The following is a 15,387-nucleotide window of genomic DNA, read 5'->3' on the forward strand; positions in this document are numbered from 1 at the left end:
ACGCGCCCTCCGCGCTGCGCGCTCCGGGTCCGCGTCCATCCCGGGGATCCGCGGAAGGGGCATCCTGCCCCTGCCGCGGACGGCGCACATCCATGTGCGCCGCCCTTCGGGTGTTTCCCCGCGATGGCCGCCGCTGCGGAAGGGGACTCGGCAAGTCAAAAGCCGAAGCAACATCAGTAGCAAAGGCCGAACAATTACGACTGCAGCACACCCCCGCCTCATACAATGTCCTCCAGCGAATACGCTGCGCGTCGGCGGGCTACGTCGCCTATCGATCATCGAGGACACGCAACGCTAACTTCCGTAGCAGCGGCACGCGCCGTTCGCGCGGCGAACGGCAGTTACAGGGACTTGCGATACGCTGACTGGGTGCACTGTGGGAGGGACTTCAGTCCCGACGCATTGAGGTTGGAGATCTAGCGGGCGCCGCGTGTCTCGGTTGCTTGGCCGTTGGCTCCTACGGAAAACAAAACGGGCGCCCAAGGCGCCCGTTTCGCATGCGAACCGCATGGCAGCCCGGCGCATGCGCCGGACCCGTACCGGATCAATGGCCCAGCTTGGCCTTCAGCGCCGCGATCAGCTTGACCGGCGCTTCGCCGGTGGCCGGCAGGCCGCGCGGGTCCACCGCCGAGACGTAGACGCCGGCATCCACCGCCACCACGCGGATCAGGAAGTTGCTGCCTTCGTAGGCCACGTCGTAGGAGCCGAGCAACTGGGCGCGGCTGGCGATGGTCACGCCGGGAATGGCACCCAGCGCGTCGCCGACCTGGCCGAACACCTGGTCGCGCGCGCCCGGCACCACGAAGCCGCTGTTCGATGCCGCCGGCGCCTGCCCGGCCGGCGCCGCAGGACGCTGCGCCGAGGCCAGCGCCGGCACCTTCATCGCCGCCGAGGTATCGGGCGTGGTCAGATCCGGCGGCACTTCCAGCGGGCGCATCTCGGGCGCCAGCGCGTAGTCGCCGCGCGGCTTGCCCTTGTGGAACCAGCTGCAACCGCTGGTGGCCGCGACCATGGTGGTCGCCAGCACGGCGGCCGACAGCACGCGGACGTAGGGAACGGAAGCACGCATCAATCAATCTCCTGGGGTCAGGCCGCGAGCGTTTCGCGGCTGGATAGGTCTTCCAACGCGGCAGCGTCGGCGGCAAGTCGGTCGGCCGTGGCGTGGTGCGCCGCGGACAGCGGCAGCAGCGGCAGCCGCAGCCCCTGGCCGATCCCGGCACGCTGCAGCAGCGCCTTGACCGGGATCGGGTTGGATTCGATGCCGCAGAACGCATGGAACGGCTGCAGCCGCGCGTCCCAGGCCTGCGCCGGCTCGGCCTGGCGTGCGCGCGCCAGGTCGCACAGGCGCCGGTAGGCGCGCGGCAAGGCATTGGAGGCGACCGAGATCAGCCCGTCGAAGCCGGCCAGCATCGCCTGCGCGGCGCTGCCGTCGTCGCCGCTGAGCACGGCGAAGCGGTCGCTGCGCAGGGCCGCCAGCGCGGCGACGCGCTGCGGATCGCTCACGGCCTCCTTGATGCCGACGATGTTCGGGTGCTGCGCCAGTTGCGCCACGGTCTCCGGCAGCAGGTCGCAGCCGGTGCGGCCGGGCACGTTGTACAGGACCACCGGCAGGCCGCCCTGCTCGGCCACCTGGGTGTAATGCGCGATCAAGCCGGCCTGGGTCGGGCGCACGTACGGCGGCGTCACCACCAAGGCGTACTGCGCGCCGCCGGCGGCGGCGCGCTGGGTCAGCGCCACGGTCTTGGCGGTACCGGACAGGCCGGTGCCGGCCAGCACCGGCACGCGCCCGCCGATGGCCTGCACCGCTTCGCGCAGGATGCGGTCGTATTCCTCGTCCAGCAGCGTGGCCGCCTCGCCGGTCGATCCCGCCACCACCAGCCCCTGCACGCCGCCGTCGAGCTGGCGTTTGAGCAGCCGCTGCCAGGCGTCGAGGTCGAGGTCGCCATTGCCCTGAAAGGGCGTGGCCAGGGCGGTGATGATGCCGGAGAGGGACAAGATGCCGGGTGCTCGCTGGGAGATGAGGGCCGCGCAGGTTGCGCGGACGGATCGGCCCCGCACGCGTGGCAGGGTCGCCCCGCATGTTACTTGCGGCCCGAAAGCGCGGGCAAGTATGCTGCACACCATGCCGGGCGACCGCCCGGATGCCGTTCAGCCTTACGCAATGCCGGAAGCCCCTTTGACCGACACCACGCCCCGGCCCGCGCCGACCGAAAACCACCTCCTGATCAACGCCTACACGACGCATCCGGAGTCGCCCTTGTTGCCGGTGACGCGTCGCATCGCCGACAGCGGCTGCAATCTCGTCGATGCACGCCTGGCCACGGTCGGCCGCGACGTGTCGGTGACCGCGCTGGCGACCGGCTCGTGGGATTCGGTGGCCAAGCTCGAAGCCATGCTCACCCGCCTCGACCGCGAGGAAGGCATGAAGCTGGTGTGGTACCGCACCGGCGCCAAGCAAGCGCAGTCGAACCTGCTGCCGTACATCGTCGAAGTCATCGCCGCCGACAAACCGGGCATCCTGTTCCAGTTGGCCGACTTCTTCGACCGCCAGGGCATCACCATCGAGAACCTGCAGAGCACGCGCTACCGCGCCATGCAGACCGGCGCGGAGATGTTCTCGGCGCAGGTGACGATCGGGGTGCCCGCGAACATGCACATCGCCGCCCTGCGCGACGACTTCCTCGAGTTCTGCGACCACCTCAACCTGGACGCGATCATGGACCCGATGAAGTTCTGAGTGCACCGCGCTGGACACCGACGCAATCGAACGCAGATGATGGCGATGCACGCGGAGGAGACCCCATGAAGGACGGCGACACCCTGGACCGCAGCACGCTGGCCTTGCCGCTGGCGCTGTCCGGCGGCGCCAGCGCCACGCTCGGCGACTACGCCGGCCGCTGGCTGGTGCTGTATTTCTACCCGAAGGACAGCACGCCCGGCTGCACCACCGAGGGCATCGAGTTCAACGCGCTGCTGCCGCAGTTCGAACAGGCCGGCGCCACCGTGCTCGGCGTGTCGCGCGATTCGGTGAAGTCGCACGACAACTTCTGCGCCAAGCAGGGCTTCCGCTTCCCGCTGATCAGCGACGCCGACGAAGCGCTGTGCCGCGCCTTCGACGTGATCAAGGAAAAGAACATGTACGGCCGCCAGGTGCTGGGCATCGAGCGCAGTACCTTCCTGATCTCGCCGACCGGCCAACTGCTGCGCAGCTGGCGCAAGGTCAAGGTTCCCGGCCACGCCCAGGCCGTGCTCGACGCGCTGCAGGCCGCCGCCAAGCAGTGACCACTGCCGTTTCCCGCACCCCGCATCGCCCTGCCCCGCAGGCAGCGATGGCTCGTCCCTGCTCCTCTTTCAGGAATCCATGATGACCCGAGGCAAGCGCATCTACGTGCTGGATACCAACGTGCTGATGCACGATCCGACCGCGCTGTTCAAGTTCGAGGAACACGACGTGTTCCTGCCGATGCAGGTGATCGAGGAACTGGACAATGCCAAGAAGGGCATGTCCGAAGTCAGCCGCAACGCGCGCCAGGTCAGCCGTTTTCTCAACGAGCTGATCGAGGGCGCCGGCGCCGAGCAGATCGAATCCGGCATTCCGCTCAGCCACCCGCAGGGCATCCAGCTCAAGAGCACCGGCAGCATCGGCCGGCTGTACTTCCAGGTGCGCCCGGTCGAGCCGGGGCGCAGTTTCGGCACCGTGGCGCCGGACAACAAGATCCTGGCCGCGGTGCTGGCGCTGCGCGAGGAGCACCCGGACATCCCGGTGATCCTGGTCTCCAAGGACATCAACCTGCGGATCAAGGCCGCGATCAGCGGCCTGGTCGCCGAGGACTACGAGAACGACCGCGCGCTCGACGATTTCAGCCTGCTCTACACCGGCGCGATCGAACTGCCCGAGGATTTCTGGCAGAAGCACAACCAGGACCTGCGCAGCTGGAGCGACAAGGGCCGCACCTGCTACGAGATCGCCCTGGCCGCCGACGAGGACTGGCACCCGAACCAGTACCTGTACCTGCCCGGCGAGGACGAAGTGGAACTGCGCGTGGTCAAGGTCAATGCCGAGCGCAAGGCGACGCTGGCGCTGGTCGACGACTTCCGCAGCGGCCAGCACGCGGTGTGGGGCATCGCCGCGCGCAACCGCGAGCAGAACTTCGCGCTCAACGCGCTGATGGATCCGGAAATCGACTTCGTCACCCTGCTCGGCACCGCCGGCACCGGCAAGACCCTGCTGGCGCTGGCCGCGGGCCTGGCGCAGACCATGGACCAGCAGCGCTACCGCGAGATCATCATGACCCGCGCCACGGTCAGCGTCGGCGAGGACATCGGCTTCCTGCCCGGCACCGAGGAAGAGAAGATGACGCCGTGGATGGGCGCGCTCACCGACAACCTGGAAGTGCTCACCCACACCCAGGAAGGCGGCACCTGGGGCCGCCAGGCCACCAACGACCTGCTCGCCAGCCGCATCAAGATCCGCTCGATGAACTTCATGCGCGGGCGCACCTTCCTGTCGCGCTACCTGATCCTGGACGAAGCGCAGAACCTGACCCCGAAGCAGATGAAGACGCTGATCACCCGTGCCGGCCCCGGCACCAAGATCGTGTGCCTGGGCAACGTCGAGCAGATCGACACCCCGTACCTGACCGAGACCACCTCCGGCCTGACCTACGCCGTGGACCGCTTCAAGGCCTGGCCGCACAGCGCGCACATCACCCTGCGTCGCGGCGAGCGTTCGCGCCTGGCCGACTACGCCTCGGAGGTCCTGTGAACGCGGCCGCCGGCATGCGCCTGGCCGGCGCGGCGCTGGCCATGGCCCTGCTCGGCGCCTGCGCCACCGCGCGCGGGCCGGCCACGGTGCCGACCGCGGTCAAGGCCGGGCAGTCGTGGATCGTCACCCGCAACAGCACCGCCGCGCAGGTGCTGGACACCTGCTCGCGCGACAGCCCGGCGCGCCAGGATGGCGCAGTCACCGGCTACTGGATCCCGACCCCGGAACAGATCGCGCAGATGGAGGCGCACCTGGCGCAACTGCAGCCGCAGATCGCCGACCCCACCGCGTCGGATCGCCAGTACGTCGGCATCCTGTACCGCGGCAAGCAAGCGATCTACATCAATGCCTTCGCGCCGGACGACACCAGCGAGCGCGATCCCACGGTCGATGCGGTTCGCGCCTGCGGCGGCGGCGGCCGCTTCTGGGGCGCGGTCTACGATCCGGCCAGCGCCGGCTTCTCCGAGATCGCGGTCAACGGCGCACGCTGAGATGGCCGCGGGCAGGCGCCAGTGGCGGCGCACCGGCGCCGCCGCACACCGCGGCCGCCGCGCCGCGGCTGCACGGCGCGCGGCATGAACCTGGAACTGCCGCGCTGGGCCTGGGCGTTCGCCGGCGCACTCGCCGCCGTCGCCGGCATGGTCAACGTGGTCGGCTATCTTGGCTTCGAGCACCAGGCGGTCACCCACCTCACCGGCACCACCACCCTGCTCGGCGCGGCGCTGGCCGACGGCGACGCGCGCGCGATCGCACAGCTGGTCGGCGTGGTCCTGGCCTTCCTCGGCGGCTCGATGCTGGGCGGCTTCATCGTGCAGGACAGCCGGCTGCGCCTGGGCCGCCGCTACGGCGTGGCGCTGGCGCTGGAAGCGCTGTTGCTGCTGGCGGCGATGCAGGCGTTCAAGCAGCAGCAACTCGCCGGCGCCGTGCTCGCCGCGATCGCCTGCGGCCTGCAGAACGCCACCACCACCATCTACAGCGGCGCGGTGGTGCGCACCACCCACCTGACCGGCATGTTCACCGACCTGGGCATCGGCATCGGCCAGGCGCTGCGCGGCCTGCCGCTGCCGCGCCGGCGCATCCGCCTGAGCCTGCTAATCATCGGCGGCTTCCTGTGCGGTGGCGTGCTCGGCGCCTGGGCCTACCGACAGGTCGGCTTCGACGCACTGCTCGGCCCCGCCCTGCTGACCGGCACGGTCGGCATCCTGTACGCGCTGCAGGCGCACTACCGCAGCCGCGAGCGCTGATGGCGCGGCCGAGTGCATAACCCGCTCCAGCCCTGCACAATCGGCGCATGAGCGAACCCACCGTCGTCTCCGCGCTGAGCATCGCCGGCACCGATTCCGGCGGCGGCGCCGGCATCCAGGCCGATCTCAAGACCTTCGCCGCGCACCGCGTGCACGGGCTGGCGGCGGCCGCCGCGCTGACCGCGCAGCACACCCGCGGCGTCACCGCGGTGCACGTGCCGCCGCTGCCGTTCCTGCGCGCGCAGATCGACGCCTGCTTCGCCGACTTCGACATTGCCGCGGTCAAGCTCGGCATGCTCGCCAACGCCGAGGTGATCCACCTGGTCGCCGATGCACTGGAGGAGTACCGCCCGCCGTGGGTGGTGCTGGACCCGGTGATGGTGGCCACCAGCGGCGCCAAGCTGTTGCAGGACGACGCCTTGGACGCGCTGCGCAGCCGTCTGTTGCCGCTGGCCACGCTGGTGACGCCGAACGTGCCGGAAGCGCAGTTGCTGCTCGGCCGCCCGATCGACAACGCCGACGACGCCGAGCACGCCACCGCCGCGCTGCTCGAGGCCGGCGCGCAGGCGGTGTTGTTGAAGGGCGGCCACCTGCAGGAAGGCCAGCGGGTGATCGACCGCTACGACGACGGCGTCAGCCGCAGCGAGTTCAGCCATGCACGGCTGGCGCTGGAGGCACACGGCACCGGCTGCACCCTGGCCGCGGCGATCGCCGCACAACTGTGCCAGGGCCTGGCCCTGCCGGCCGCCTGCGAAGCGGCGATCGACTACGTGGCGCGTGCGCTGCACGGCAGCTACCGCCCCGGCCGCGGCGACGTCGCGGTGCTGGATCACTTCGGCGCGGCGCGCGGCCCATGAGCGCCGTACCCATCGGCTCGCCAATCGCCGAACACGCCCTGCCCGTCGCCGCGGCCGACGGCCATCGCTGGACCTTGCTGGCGCGCGTGCCCGACGCGCCGCGGCAGGCGCTGCTGTGGCTGCCGGCGCTGGGCGTGGCCGCGCGTCACTACCTGCCGTTTGCCGACGTGTTGGCCGCGCACGGTGTCGCCGTGTTCCTGCACGAATGGCGCGGCAACGGCAGCAGCACACTGCGGCCGTCGCGGCAATGCGACTGGGGGTATCGCGCGTTGCTGCAACTGGACCTGCCCGCCAGCCAGGCGGCGATCGCCGGGCATGGGATCGCGGCGCCGCTGCTCGTCGGCGGCCACAGCCTGGGCGGACAGCTCGCCTGTTGCTATGCCGGCCTGCAGCCGCAGGCCTTCGCCGCGTTGTGGCTGGTGGCCAGCGGCACCCCGTACTGGCGCCGTTTCCCCGCGCCGCGCGGCTATCTGCTGCCGCTGGCATACCGCCTGCTGCCGTGGCTGGCGCAGCGGCAAGGCGTGCTGCACGGCCGCCGTCTCGGCTTCGGCGGCACCGAAGCGCGCGGCCTGATCGCCGACTGGGCGCGCGTGGGCCGAAGCGGCCGCTACGCCGCGGCCGGCCTGGCGACCGATCTGGACGCACGCCTGGCGCACCTGACGCTGCCGCTGCGCGGCGTGGTGCTGCAGGACGACTGGCTGGCGCCGGAATCCTCGCTGCGCGGCCTGCTGGACAAGCTGGCCACGCCGACAGCGCAGATCCGCTGCCTGGACGCCGCGCAGCTGGGCACGGCCGCCGACCATTTCGCCTGGATGAAGCGCCCCGCGGCGGTGGCCGTGGCGCTGCTGGCCGAGGGCCCGTGAAATTTTTCGCAAAGAGCATTGACGGGCCAGATCGGCTCCCGCATAATTCCGCTCCTGACGACGCGCCCGTAGCTCAGTTGGATAGAGTACCTGGCTACGAACCAGGCGGTCGGGAGTTCGAATCTCTCCGGGCGCACCAGTCAGATGAAAAACGACAAGCCACCGCTTGTCGTTTTTTTTTGCTCTGTCGCGGCACCGCGATCGCATCAGGACAGGCTGCGGCAGCGCATTCGCTCGCGATTGGTCATGCCGACGACACGCAGGTGTAGACGAATCGCCGCAACTCGTGAATAATCCCGCGCCTGACAACGCGCCCGTAGCTCAGTTGGATAGAGTACCTGGCTACGAACCAGGCGGTCGGGAGTTCGAATCTCTCCGGGCGCACCAGTCAGATCAAAAACGACAAGCCAGCGCTTGTCGTTTTTTTTGCCTGCGCTTTGGCGATTTGCACGCCGCGCGCAGGGACCGGTGACGCATCCGCACCGTGGCGTTGCGCCGATCACGGCGCCCGTCTCGCACACGGGCGTCCGCACCACCGACGCGCACTCCAGAACGCGACGCAGCTTGCACACCGCCTCGCCCTCGCCTGCGCGAACGCCGAGGCCGCCAACCGACTCAGGCGATGGTGTCCACCACGCCACCGTCGACGCGCAGCGCCGCACCGGTGGTGGCAGATGCCTGCGGCGAGGCGACGTAGACGCAGAGATTGGCGACCTCCTCCACGGTGGCGGCGCGGCGGATGATCGAGCTGGCACGATGCGCCTTCACGAAATCGGCGGCGACCTCTTCCAGCGGCTTGCCGGACTGCTCCACCTGCTCGGCCAGCATGGCCGCGACGCCCTCGGTCAGCGTCGGCCCCGGCAGGATGGCATTCACGGTGACGCCGGTACCGGCCATGCGCTTGGCCAATCCGCGCGCCAGGGCGAGATCGGCCGTCTTGGTGACCCCGTAGTGGATCATTTCGACCGGGATATTGAGTCCGGACTCCGAGGAGACGAACAGCACGCGTCCCCAGCCCTTGTCCGCCATCCGCGGCAGGTACGCGCGCGACAGGCGCACGCCGGACATCACGTTCACCGCCAGGAAGCGCTCCCACTCCGCGTCGGGCGTGTCGAAGAAATCCTGCATCCCGAAGATGCCTGCGTTGTTGACCAGGATATCGACCGCAGGAAGCGCCGCGACGATCGCATCGCAGCCGGCTGAGGTCGCCACGTCGCCCGCCACGGCGCGCACGCTGGCAGCGGGGACATCGCGCTTGAGTGCGGCAACCGCCGCCTGGGTGCGGGCCTCGTCGCGGCCGTTCAGCGCCACTTCGGCGCCCGCCGCGGCCAGCCCCTTGGCGATCCCGAAGCCGATGCCGGCGGTGGAACCGGTGACGAGGGCGGTTTTCCCGGATAGATCGATCTTCATGGCTGTCTCCATGCATGAGGGTGAGGGTGAGGATCCGCTGCGACGCCCTTGCGGGATCGCCACCCGACACGGGCTTGCCGCGCCGGTGTTGCCGTCGCCGGATCATGGACGCATCCGTGGGCGAGCAAGTGAACGCACCCTGGTCGCCACGCCTGCTCGGCCATGCCAGCAGGATGCGGGCGACGCAGGCGGAAGGATCGAGCGTATCAGGGCATGACGGGCGCCCCTGCCCACCTCGCCTACGCCTGCAGACGAGCCACGCGCCGGCATCGACGGGCACGCATGCGCCTGCGCCTCGTGATGTCACTGGAACGCATGACGCTCGCGCTGCGGCGACTCACGCCGCGATCGTGTTGCCTTTCGGCGGTGGCGCCACTGCAGCAGCGGGGCCCAGCGCAACCAGCGGATGACCCGCCGCACGCCACGCCTCCAGGCCACCGCGCAGCGGCAGCACATCCTCGAAGTCGTGCTGGCGCAGGCGCTTGGCCAGTACCGCGGCCGAGACCTCGTTCGGGCAGGCGCAGTAGATGACGATCGTGCGATCGCGCGGCAAGCGCGCGACCAGTGCCTCGACCTGACGCTCGTCCACTTCCAGTGCGCCGGGGATGGCGTACGGCTCCAGCGTGCGGTAGCCCGGGGCGCGAATGTCCAGCAGCAGCGGCGGCGTCTCGCTCTGCAGCAGCGCATGCAGCGCGTCGACGTCGATGCGCAGGGTCTCCATCGCTTTGCGCAGCGTATGCCGGCGCCAGGCGCGGTAACCGATGTACAGCGCCAACAGGCCGACCAGCAGCAGCGCCGCGCGCCTGCCGAGCAGGCTCAGCCAGTCCAGCAAGTCCTGCACCTGGTCGGCGAAGCACAGACCCAGCAACAAGCCGCCACCGGCCCACAGCGCCGCGCCCAGCGCGTCGTAGCGCAGGAAGGCTGCAGGACGCACGCGCATGGCGCCGGCCATCGGCACCGACACCATCGACAGGCCGGGCACGAACTTGGCCACCGCCAGCACGCGCACGCCCCAGCGCGAGTAGAAGCGCTCGGTGCGCTTCATGCAGGTGTCGCGCGACAGCGACAGCCGGCACAACGACTGCAGCGTGCGGTTGCCGTAGCGACGGCCGGCGCCGAACCACAGCAGGTCGCCGAGCAGGCTGGCCACGATCGACACCGACAAGGCGCCCAGCAATGCGCTCCACATCGCCGCCCCATCGAGCAGCGCATAGGTCGCGCCGACCAGGATCAGCGTGGGCAGCGCCGGCACCGGCAGGCCCAGCGACAAGGCCAGGACGTTGACGAAGACCAGCCCGAGTCCGTAGCGCGCGATCAGGTCCTGCATGGCATGGCGGGCGGAGAGAAGAGGATGCCGCGCATTATCCTCCCGGCATCCGCGGCGCGCATGGGCGCGACGGCATCACCGGCGGAACAGACCCATCCATCGCCACCCTGCAGCGTTGCCGGTGCCCGACGTGCATCACCCGCCCTCGTCCAGCCGCGCCGCCATCTGCGCCAACCATGCCGCGAATACGCCCGGCTGGCGCATGCGCGCACGCCACCAGGCCAGCGCCGCGCCCTCCTCGCCGCTGCGCCAGGCCAACTGGAACACCTCGTCCGGCTTCGGCTCCTCCACGGCCTTGCGCACCAGCGCGCCCCGCGCCAGCGCCGCGCGCGCATAGGGCTCGGGCAGGAAGCCGAAGCCGAGCCCGGCCAGCTGCAACCGGTACTTGCTGCGCATGTCAGGCACGGTCAGCGCGTCCTGGCCGAACAGCAGCCCGACCGTGCGCGGCAGCAGCCGCCGCGCCGAATCCGCCACCGCGATCGCGCGATGCGCACTCAACTGGCTGCGGCTGAGCGGTTCCGGCGCCTGCGCCAGCGGGTGGCCGGGCGCGACCGCGAACACGAACGGCAGCGTGCCGAGCGGCTCGGCCACGTAGCCGCCGCCGCTGGGGCCTTCGCCGGCCGCCCCGACCAGCAGATCCACCCGCCGGTCCAGCAGCGCCTCCCAGGTGCCGGACAACGATTCCTGCACCACCCGCAAGCGGGTGCGGTCGGCAACCGCGTAGAACGCCGCCATGTCCTGCGCCAGGCACTCCGGCGCGAACACCGCATCCAGGCCCAGCGCGAACTCGGTCTCCCAGCCTGAGGCGACGCGGCGCACGCGCAGCTCCAGGTCGCCGGCCGCGCGCAGCAGATGGCGGCCTTCGCGCAGCAGTTCGGCGCCTGCGGCAGTCGGCACCGCCTTCGGCCCCAGGCGCTCGAACAGTTGCACGCCCAGGTCCTCCTCCAGCTTGGCGACCGTGTAGGAGATGGTCGACGGCACCTTGTGCAAGGCCTTGCCGGCGGCCGAGAACGAGCCGCGACGGTCGATGGCGTCGAGGATCTGCAGGGCATCGAGGCTGAGCTTGAGCATTCGAATTTTTCGATGATGGATGCCGAATCTATCCGTTTTTCAAACCCGGCGACAGCGCGGATACTTGTTTCCAAGCCGGAGCGCACGCGAAATCAATGCAAACGGCGCTTTCGATCCACTTGCACATCAATGTCACCAAGGAGCCTCCCATGCTGCAGATCCGCCCCGCCAACACCCGTGGCCGCGCCGAACACGGCTGGCTGTCCTCGCGCCACACCTTCTCCTTCGGTCACTACCACGACCCGCGCCACATGGGCTTCGGGCCGCTGCGGGTGATCAACGAAGACCGCGTGCAGCCCGGCGAGGGCTTCGGCACCCACGCCCATCGCGACATGGAGATCCTGTCCTACGTGGTCGACGGCGCGCTGGAGCACAAGGACAGCATGGGCAACGGCTCGGTGCTGCGCTATGGCGACGTGCAGCGCATGAGCGCCGGCTCCGGGGTCACCCACAGCGAGTTCAACCATTCGGCCAGTGAGCCGGTGCACTTCCTGCAGATCTGGGTGATGCCCGAGCGCGCCGGAATCGAGCCGGGCTACGAGGAGAAGCACTTCGCGCCGGACAGCAAGCGCGGCCAGTTGCGGCTGATCGCGGCCCCGCAGGGCGAGGACGGTGCGGTGCGCATCCATCAGGACGCGCGCATCTACGCCTCGATCCTCGACGGCGACGCGCACCTGGACTATCCGCTGGCGGCCGGGCGCGGCGCCTATGTGCAGGTGGTGCGCGGCACCCTGACCGTCAATGGCCAGACCCTGCAGGCCGGCGACGCCCTCCAGGCGGTCGACGAGGCCAGCCTGCAGTTCGCCGACGCCCAGGACAGCGAGTTCCTGCTGTTCGACCTGCCGCGCTGAACGCTGCAGCCCAGGTCGTGGCCGGGGCCATGGACCGGGCCACGACCGCGACCGCGCGCGATCGGACCGCGCGGCGGCGCCACGGCGTCGCTGCGCCCCGCACTCCCGGTGTGCTCACGCCACCCTCGGCACCCCGTAACGCGTCCTGCACGGCCTCCGCGGCAATGCTTCCGCTCTCCCTCCCCTATTGCCGGTATGCCGGCCGAGAGCCTGCCGATGCGCCACCCCACCAGCGCCGCCTATGCCACCCCCTCGCGTATCCGCGAAGGGCGTCCCTTTCCGCGCGGCGCCGTGTTCGACGGACAGGGCACCAACTTCGCCCTGTTCTCGGCGCACGCCACCCGCGTGGAGCTGTGCCTGTTCGACGAGGCCGGCACCGAGACGCGCCTGGACCTGCCCGAATACACCAACGAAATCTGGCATGGCTACCTGCCCGACGTGAAGCCCGGTCAGCGCTACGGCTATCGCGTGCATGGCCCCTACGCCCCCAGCGAAGGCCACCGCTTCAATCCCAACAAGCTGCTGCTCGATCCCTATGCCCGCGAACTCGAGGGCGACCTGATCTGGGCCGACGAGCTGTACGGCTACACCGTCGGCCACCCGGACGGCGACCTGAGCTTCGACGAGCGCGACAGCGCCCCGTTCATGCCCAAGTGCGTGGTGGTCGAGGACACCTACGATTGGGAAGACGACCAGCGCCTGCTGACGCCGTGGAACCAGACCCTGGTCTACGAAACCCATGTGCGCGGCTACACCATGCGCCATCCGCAGGTGCCGGACGAGCTGCGCGGCACCTGCGCCGGGCTGGCGCAGGAACCGGTGCTGCGCTACATCAAGGAACTGGGCGTCAGCGCCGTGGAGCTGCTGCCGGTCCACGCCTACCTCGACGACCAGCACCTGCTCGACAAGGACCTGCGCAACTACTGGGGCTACAACACCCTCGGCTTCTTCGCGATCAAGTCGCGCTACCTCGCCAGCGGCCACCGCGACGAGTTCCGCGACATGGTCAAGGCCATGCACCGCCAGGGCCTGGAGGTGATCCTGGACGTGGTCTACAACCACACCGCCGAGGGCAGCGAACTGGGTCCCACCCTGTCCTTCCGTGGCATCGACAACGCCAGCTACTACCGCCTGGCCGAGGACAAGCGCTACTACATCAACGACACCGGCACCGGCAACACGCTCAACCTGAGCAACTCGCGGGTGATCCAGTTCGTCAACGATTCGCTGCGCTACTGGGCCGGCGAAATGCACGTGGACGGCTTCCGCTTCGACCTGGCCACCATCCTCGGCCGTGAGCCCACCGGCTTCGACCAGCGCGGCGGCTTCCTCGACGCCTGCAACCAGGATCCGCTGCTGTCGCAGGTCAAGCTGATCGCCGAACCCTGGGACTGCGGCCCCGGCGGCTACCAGGTCGGCCACTTCCCGCCGGGCTGGTCGGAGTGGAACGACAAGTTCCGCGACAACGCCCGCGCGTTCTGGAAGGGCGACGACGGCAAGCTCGCCGAATTCGCCACCCGCTTCACCGGCTCGGCCGACCTGTTCGACCGGCGCGGGCGGCGCCCGTGGGCCTCGGTGAACTTCATCACCGCGCACGACGGGTTCACCCTGCACGACCTGGTCAGCTACAACGGCAAGCACAACGACGCCAACGGCGAGGACAATCGCGACGGCTCCGATCACGACAGCTCCTGCAATTACGGCGTAGAGGGCGAGACCGACGACACCGGCATCCTGCAACTGCGCGAGCGGCAGATGAAGAACCTGCTGGCGACGCTGCTGCTGTCGCAAGGCACGCCGATGCTGCTGGCCGGCGACGAACGCGCGCAGACCCAGGGCGGCAACAACAACACCTATTGCCAGGACAACGAGATCACCTGGATCGACTGGGAACGCGACCCGAGCGAGGGTCGCCTGACCGCGTTCGTGAAAGCGCTGACCGCGCTGCGCCGGCGCTACCCGATCCTCACCCGCGGGCGCTTCCTCAACGGCCAGTACAACGAGGAAGCCGGCGTGCGCGATCTCACCTGGCTCAATCCCGGCGGCACCGAGATGGACGAGGCGCACTGGACCGACGCCGGCGCGCGTTCGGTTGGCCTGCTGCTGGAAGGCAAGGCGCAGACCTCCGGCGTCAAGGAGCTGGCCAACGACCACACCTTGCTGATCGTCATCAATGCCTACCACGAGGGAGTGAGCTTCGTGCTGCCCTCCTCGGAAGAGGAAACGCATTGGAAGCTGGTGCTGTCCACCGACGACGCGCTGCAGGTCGACAGCATGCCGGCCGGTGCCAGCGAGTTCCTGGCTCCGCCGCGCAGCGTCAGCGTGTTCGAGTGTCAGGCGCCTGCGTCGGCGTGATCCCACGCCGCGTCGCGCATTGACAGCTTTTTGCCCTTCGCCGCCAGCATGCGATGCTGGCGGCGAAGTCGTGTCTGTGCACATGACCGACAGCACGGCAGCACGGCTGACGCCTCGCCGCGTAGACCTCAGCGTCAGCTGCGCTTCGACGGACGCAGCATGGACTGCATGCGCAGGTCCGCTCCATGCGTGCGCGCGACTGCCAATGTGAATCGTTGCCTGGTCGTGCCCACGACTCGTCTCGCGGAGCGCAATGCAGTCATCCCGCCTCGCGAGAATTGCGGCGGTGCGTGGTAGCGCCGCGGTCGAACCCGGTCACTTGCGTGCAGAACCCGCCACATCCGGCAAGCGCCAGCCGCGTCTGACTCCAAAGACGCCTCGCACCGAAACCACGATGCAGCACCCGCTGCTGACAGCGAAGAACTGCTGAAAGAGCGCGCTCGGTTTTCAGCTTATCTCTGCACGGCACGGATGCCGGCGCTGCCACGCCGCTGCGCCAGTGACACGACATCGCGTCGCGCTACCACAGCGCCGCCGCAGTGCAGGTGCAATTGGCCTGCATGGCCTTTGGCACAGTGTTGGAGGGCGCAAGCTCGTTACGCTGAGCGCCCACCCGCTTCCCCATCCGGCATGCGCGACTCGAC

14 protein-coding genes and 2 tRNA genes are annotated in these 15,387 nt (G+C 69.5%); 11 read left to right on the forward strand and 5 right to left on the reverse strand.

Annotated features, from left to right (window positions below):
• Positions 1–544 precede the first annotated feature (544 nt).
• Together NUG21_RS11415 and dapA are read right to left on the reverse strand one after the other, a co-directional pair.
• Positions 545–1,069 (reverse strand): hypothetical protein, encoded by a 525-nt coding sequence (locus tag NUG21_RS11415; RefSeq protein WP_160946583.1) that lies wholly within the window; start codon positions 1,067–1,069, stop codon positions 545–547.
• Between the two features lie 17 nt (positions 1,070–1,086).
• Entirely contained in the window at positions 1,087–1,995 is a 909-nt protein-coding gene (dapA, locus tag NUG21_RS11420; protein ID WP_263390916.1) for a 4-hydroxy-tetrahydrodipicolinate synthase, read from the reverse strand.
• Between the two features lie 166 nt (positions 1,996–2,161).
• Here dapA and NUG21_RS11425 point away from each other — a divergent pair, with 166 nt between their 5' ends.
• The 9 genes from NUG21_RS11425 (at position 2,162) to NUG21_RS11465 (ending at position 8,116) form a co-directional block, all read left to right on the forward strand.
• Positions 2,162–2,737, forward strand: a complete 576-nt coding sequence (locus NUG21_RS11425) for a glycine cleavage system transcriptional repressor (protein ID WP_087943489.1) — start codon at positions 2,162–2,164, stop codon at positions 2,735–2,737.
• Positions 2,738–2,802: 65 nt separating this feature from the next.
• Positions 2,803–3,282: a peroxiredoxin gene (locus tag NUG21_RS11430; protein ID WP_019797692.1), complete on the forward strand. Its 480-nt coding sequence runs from the start codon at positions 2,803–2,805 to the stop codon at positions 3,280–3,282.
• Positions 3,283–3,364: 82 nt separating this feature from the next.
• Positions 3,365–4,765: a PhoH family protein gene (locus NUG21_RS11435; protein WP_160946580.1), complete on the forward strand. Its 1,401-nt coding sequence runs from the start codon at positions 3,365–3,367 to the stop codon at positions 4,763–4,765.
• Positions 4,762–5,256, forward strand: a complete 495-nt coding sequence (locus NUG21_RS11440) for a hypothetical protein (protein WP_242080952.1) — start codon at positions 4,762–4,764, stop codon at positions 5,254–5,256. The genes NUG21_RS11435 and NUG21_RS11440 overlap by 4 nt, the downstream gene beginning before the upstream one ends.
• An 84-nt stretch (positions 5,257–5,340) precedes the next feature.
• Positions 5,341–6,009, forward strand: coding sequence for a YoaK family protein (locus NUG21_RS11445; protein ID WP_160946578.1), 669 nt, complete (start codon positions 5,341–5,343; stop codon positions 6,007–6,009).
• 47 nt (positions 6,010–6,056) lie between these two features.
• Positions 6,057–6,866 carry a bifunctional hydroxymethylpyrimidine kinase/phosphomethylpyrimidine kinase gene (gene thiD / locus NUG21_RS11450; protein ID WP_242080953.1) on the forward strand — a complete coding sequence of 270 codons (810 nt, stop codon included), beginning with the start codon at positions 6,057–6,059 and terminating at the stop codon, positions 6,864–6,866.
• Entirely contained in the window at positions 6,863–7,729 is an 867-nt protein-coding gene (locus tag NUG21_RS11455) for an alpha/beta hydrolase family protein (RefSeq protein ID WP_242080954.1), read from the forward strand. The genes thiD and NUG21_RS11455 overlap by 4 nt, the downstream gene beginning before the upstream one ends.
• A 62-nt stretch (positions 7,730–7,791) precedes the next feature.
• Positions 7,792–7,868 (forward strand) — tRNA-Arg (locus NUG21_RS11460).
• Positions 7,869–8,039: 171 nt separating this feature from the next.
• Positions 8,040–8,116: transfer RNA gene (locus tag NUG21_RS11465), tRNA-Arg, on the forward strand.
• A 228-nt stretch (positions 8,117–8,344) separates the two neighbouring features.
• On the opposite strand, the gene NUG21_RS11470 is transcribed toward NUG21_RS11465, so the two are convergent.
• The 3 genes from NUG21_RS11470 to NUG21_RS11480 all read right to left on the reverse strand — a co-directional run bounded on the left by NUG21_RS11470 (position 8,345) and on the right by NUG21_RS11480 (position 11,537).
• Positions 8,345–9,139: an SDR family NAD(P)-dependent oxidoreductase gene (locus NUG21_RS11470; RefSeq protein WP_263393069.1), complete on the reverse strand. Its 795-nt coding sequence runs from the start codon at positions 9,137–9,139 to the stop codon at positions 8,345–8,347.
• 337 nt (positions 9,140–9,476) lie between these two features.
• Positions 9,477–10,466 carry a DedA family protein/thiosulfate sulfurtransferase GlpE gene (locus NUG21_RS11475; protein ID WP_263390917.1) on the reverse strand — a complete coding sequence of 330 codons (990 nt, stop codon included), beginning with the start codon at positions 10,464–10,466 and terminating at the stop codon, positions 9,477–9,479.
• A gap of 135 nt (positions 10,467–10,601) precedes the next feature.
• Positions 10,602–11,537, reverse strand: a complete 936-nt coding sequence (locus tag NUG21_RS11480; RefSeq protein ID WP_263390918.1) for a LysR substrate-binding domain-containing protein — start codon at positions 11,535–11,537, stop codon at positions 10,602–10,604.
• 149 nt (positions 11,538–11,686) lie between these two features.
• Here NUG21_RS11480 and NUG21_RS11485 point away from each other — a divergent pair, with 149 nt between their 5' ends.
• Together NUG21_RS11485 and glgX are read left to right on the forward strand one after the other, a co-directional pair.
• Positions 11,687–12,388, forward strand: a complete 702-nt coding sequence (locus tag NUG21_RS11485; RefSeq protein WP_263390919.1) for a pirin family protein — start codon at positions 11,687–11,689, stop codon at positions 12,386–12,388.
• A 216-nt stretch (positions 12,389–12,604) separates the two neighbouring features.
• Complete coding sequence (glgX, locus tag NUG21_RS11490) at positions 12,605–14,743, forward strand: glycogen debranching protein GlgX (protein WP_263390920.1); 2,139 nt, start codon at positions 12,605–12,607, stop codon at positions 14,741–14,743.
• Positions 14,744–15,387 lie beyond the last annotated feature (644 nt).

This window comes from Xanthomonas sp. CFBP 8445 (genome assembly GCF_025666235.1).
In the GTDB taxonomy this organism is placed as follows: Bacteria; Pseudomonadota; Gammaproteobacteria; order Xanthomonadales; family Xanthomonadaceae; genus Xanthomonas_A; species Xanthomonas_A indica.

Bases quoted from the DNA above. Each gene is read 5' to 3' on its own strand.
- NUG21_RS11425 (WP_087943489.1), top strand. From the start codon at position 2,162: ATGCCGGAAGCCCCTTTGACCGACACCACGCCCCGGCCCGCGCCGACC.
- thiD (WP_242080953.1), top strand. From the start codon at position 6,057: ATGAGCGAACCCACCGTCGTCTCCGCGCTGAGCATCGCCGGCACCGAT.
- NUG21_RS11480 (WP_263390918.1), bottom strand. From the start codon at position 11,537: ATGCTCAAGCTCAGCCTCGATGCCCTGCAGATCCTCGACGCCATCGAC.
- glgX (WP_263390920.1), top strand. From the start codon at position 12,605: ATGCGCCACCCCACCAGCGCCGCCTATGCCACCCCCTCGCGTATCCGC.
- NUG21_RS11485 (WP_263390919.1), top strand. From the start codon at position 11,687: ATGCTGCAGATCCGCCCCGCCAACACCCGTGGCCGCGCCGAACACGGC.
- NUG21_RS11455 (WP_242080954.1), top strand. From the start codon at position 6,863: ATGAGCGCCGTACCCATCGGCTCGCCAATCGCCGAACACGCCCTGCCC.
- NUG21_RS11435 (WP_160946580.1), top strand. From the start codon at position 3,365: ATGACCCGAGGCAAGCGCATCTACGTGCTGGATACCAACGTGCTGATG.
- NUG21_RS11430 (WP_019797692.1), top strand. From the start codon at position 2,803: ATGAAGGACGGCGACACCCTGGACCGCAGCACGCTGGCCTTGCCGCTG.
- NUG21_RS11470 (WP_263393069.1), bottom strand. From the start codon at position 9,139: ATGAAGATCGATCTATCCGGGAAAACCGCCCTCGTCACCGGTTCCACC.
- NUG21_RS11475 (WP_263390917.1), bottom strand. From the start codon at position 10,466: ATGCAGGACCTGATCGCGCGCTACGGACTCGGGCTGGTCTTCGTCAAC.
- NUG21_RS11415 (WP_160946583.1), bottom strand. From the start codon at position 1,069: ATGCGTGCTTCCGTTCCCTACGTCCGCGTGCTGTCGGCCGCCGTGCTG.
- NUG21_RS11445 (WP_160946578.1), top strand. From the start codon at position 5,341: ATGAACCTGGAACTGCCGCGCTGGGCCTGGGCGTTCGCCGGCGCACTC.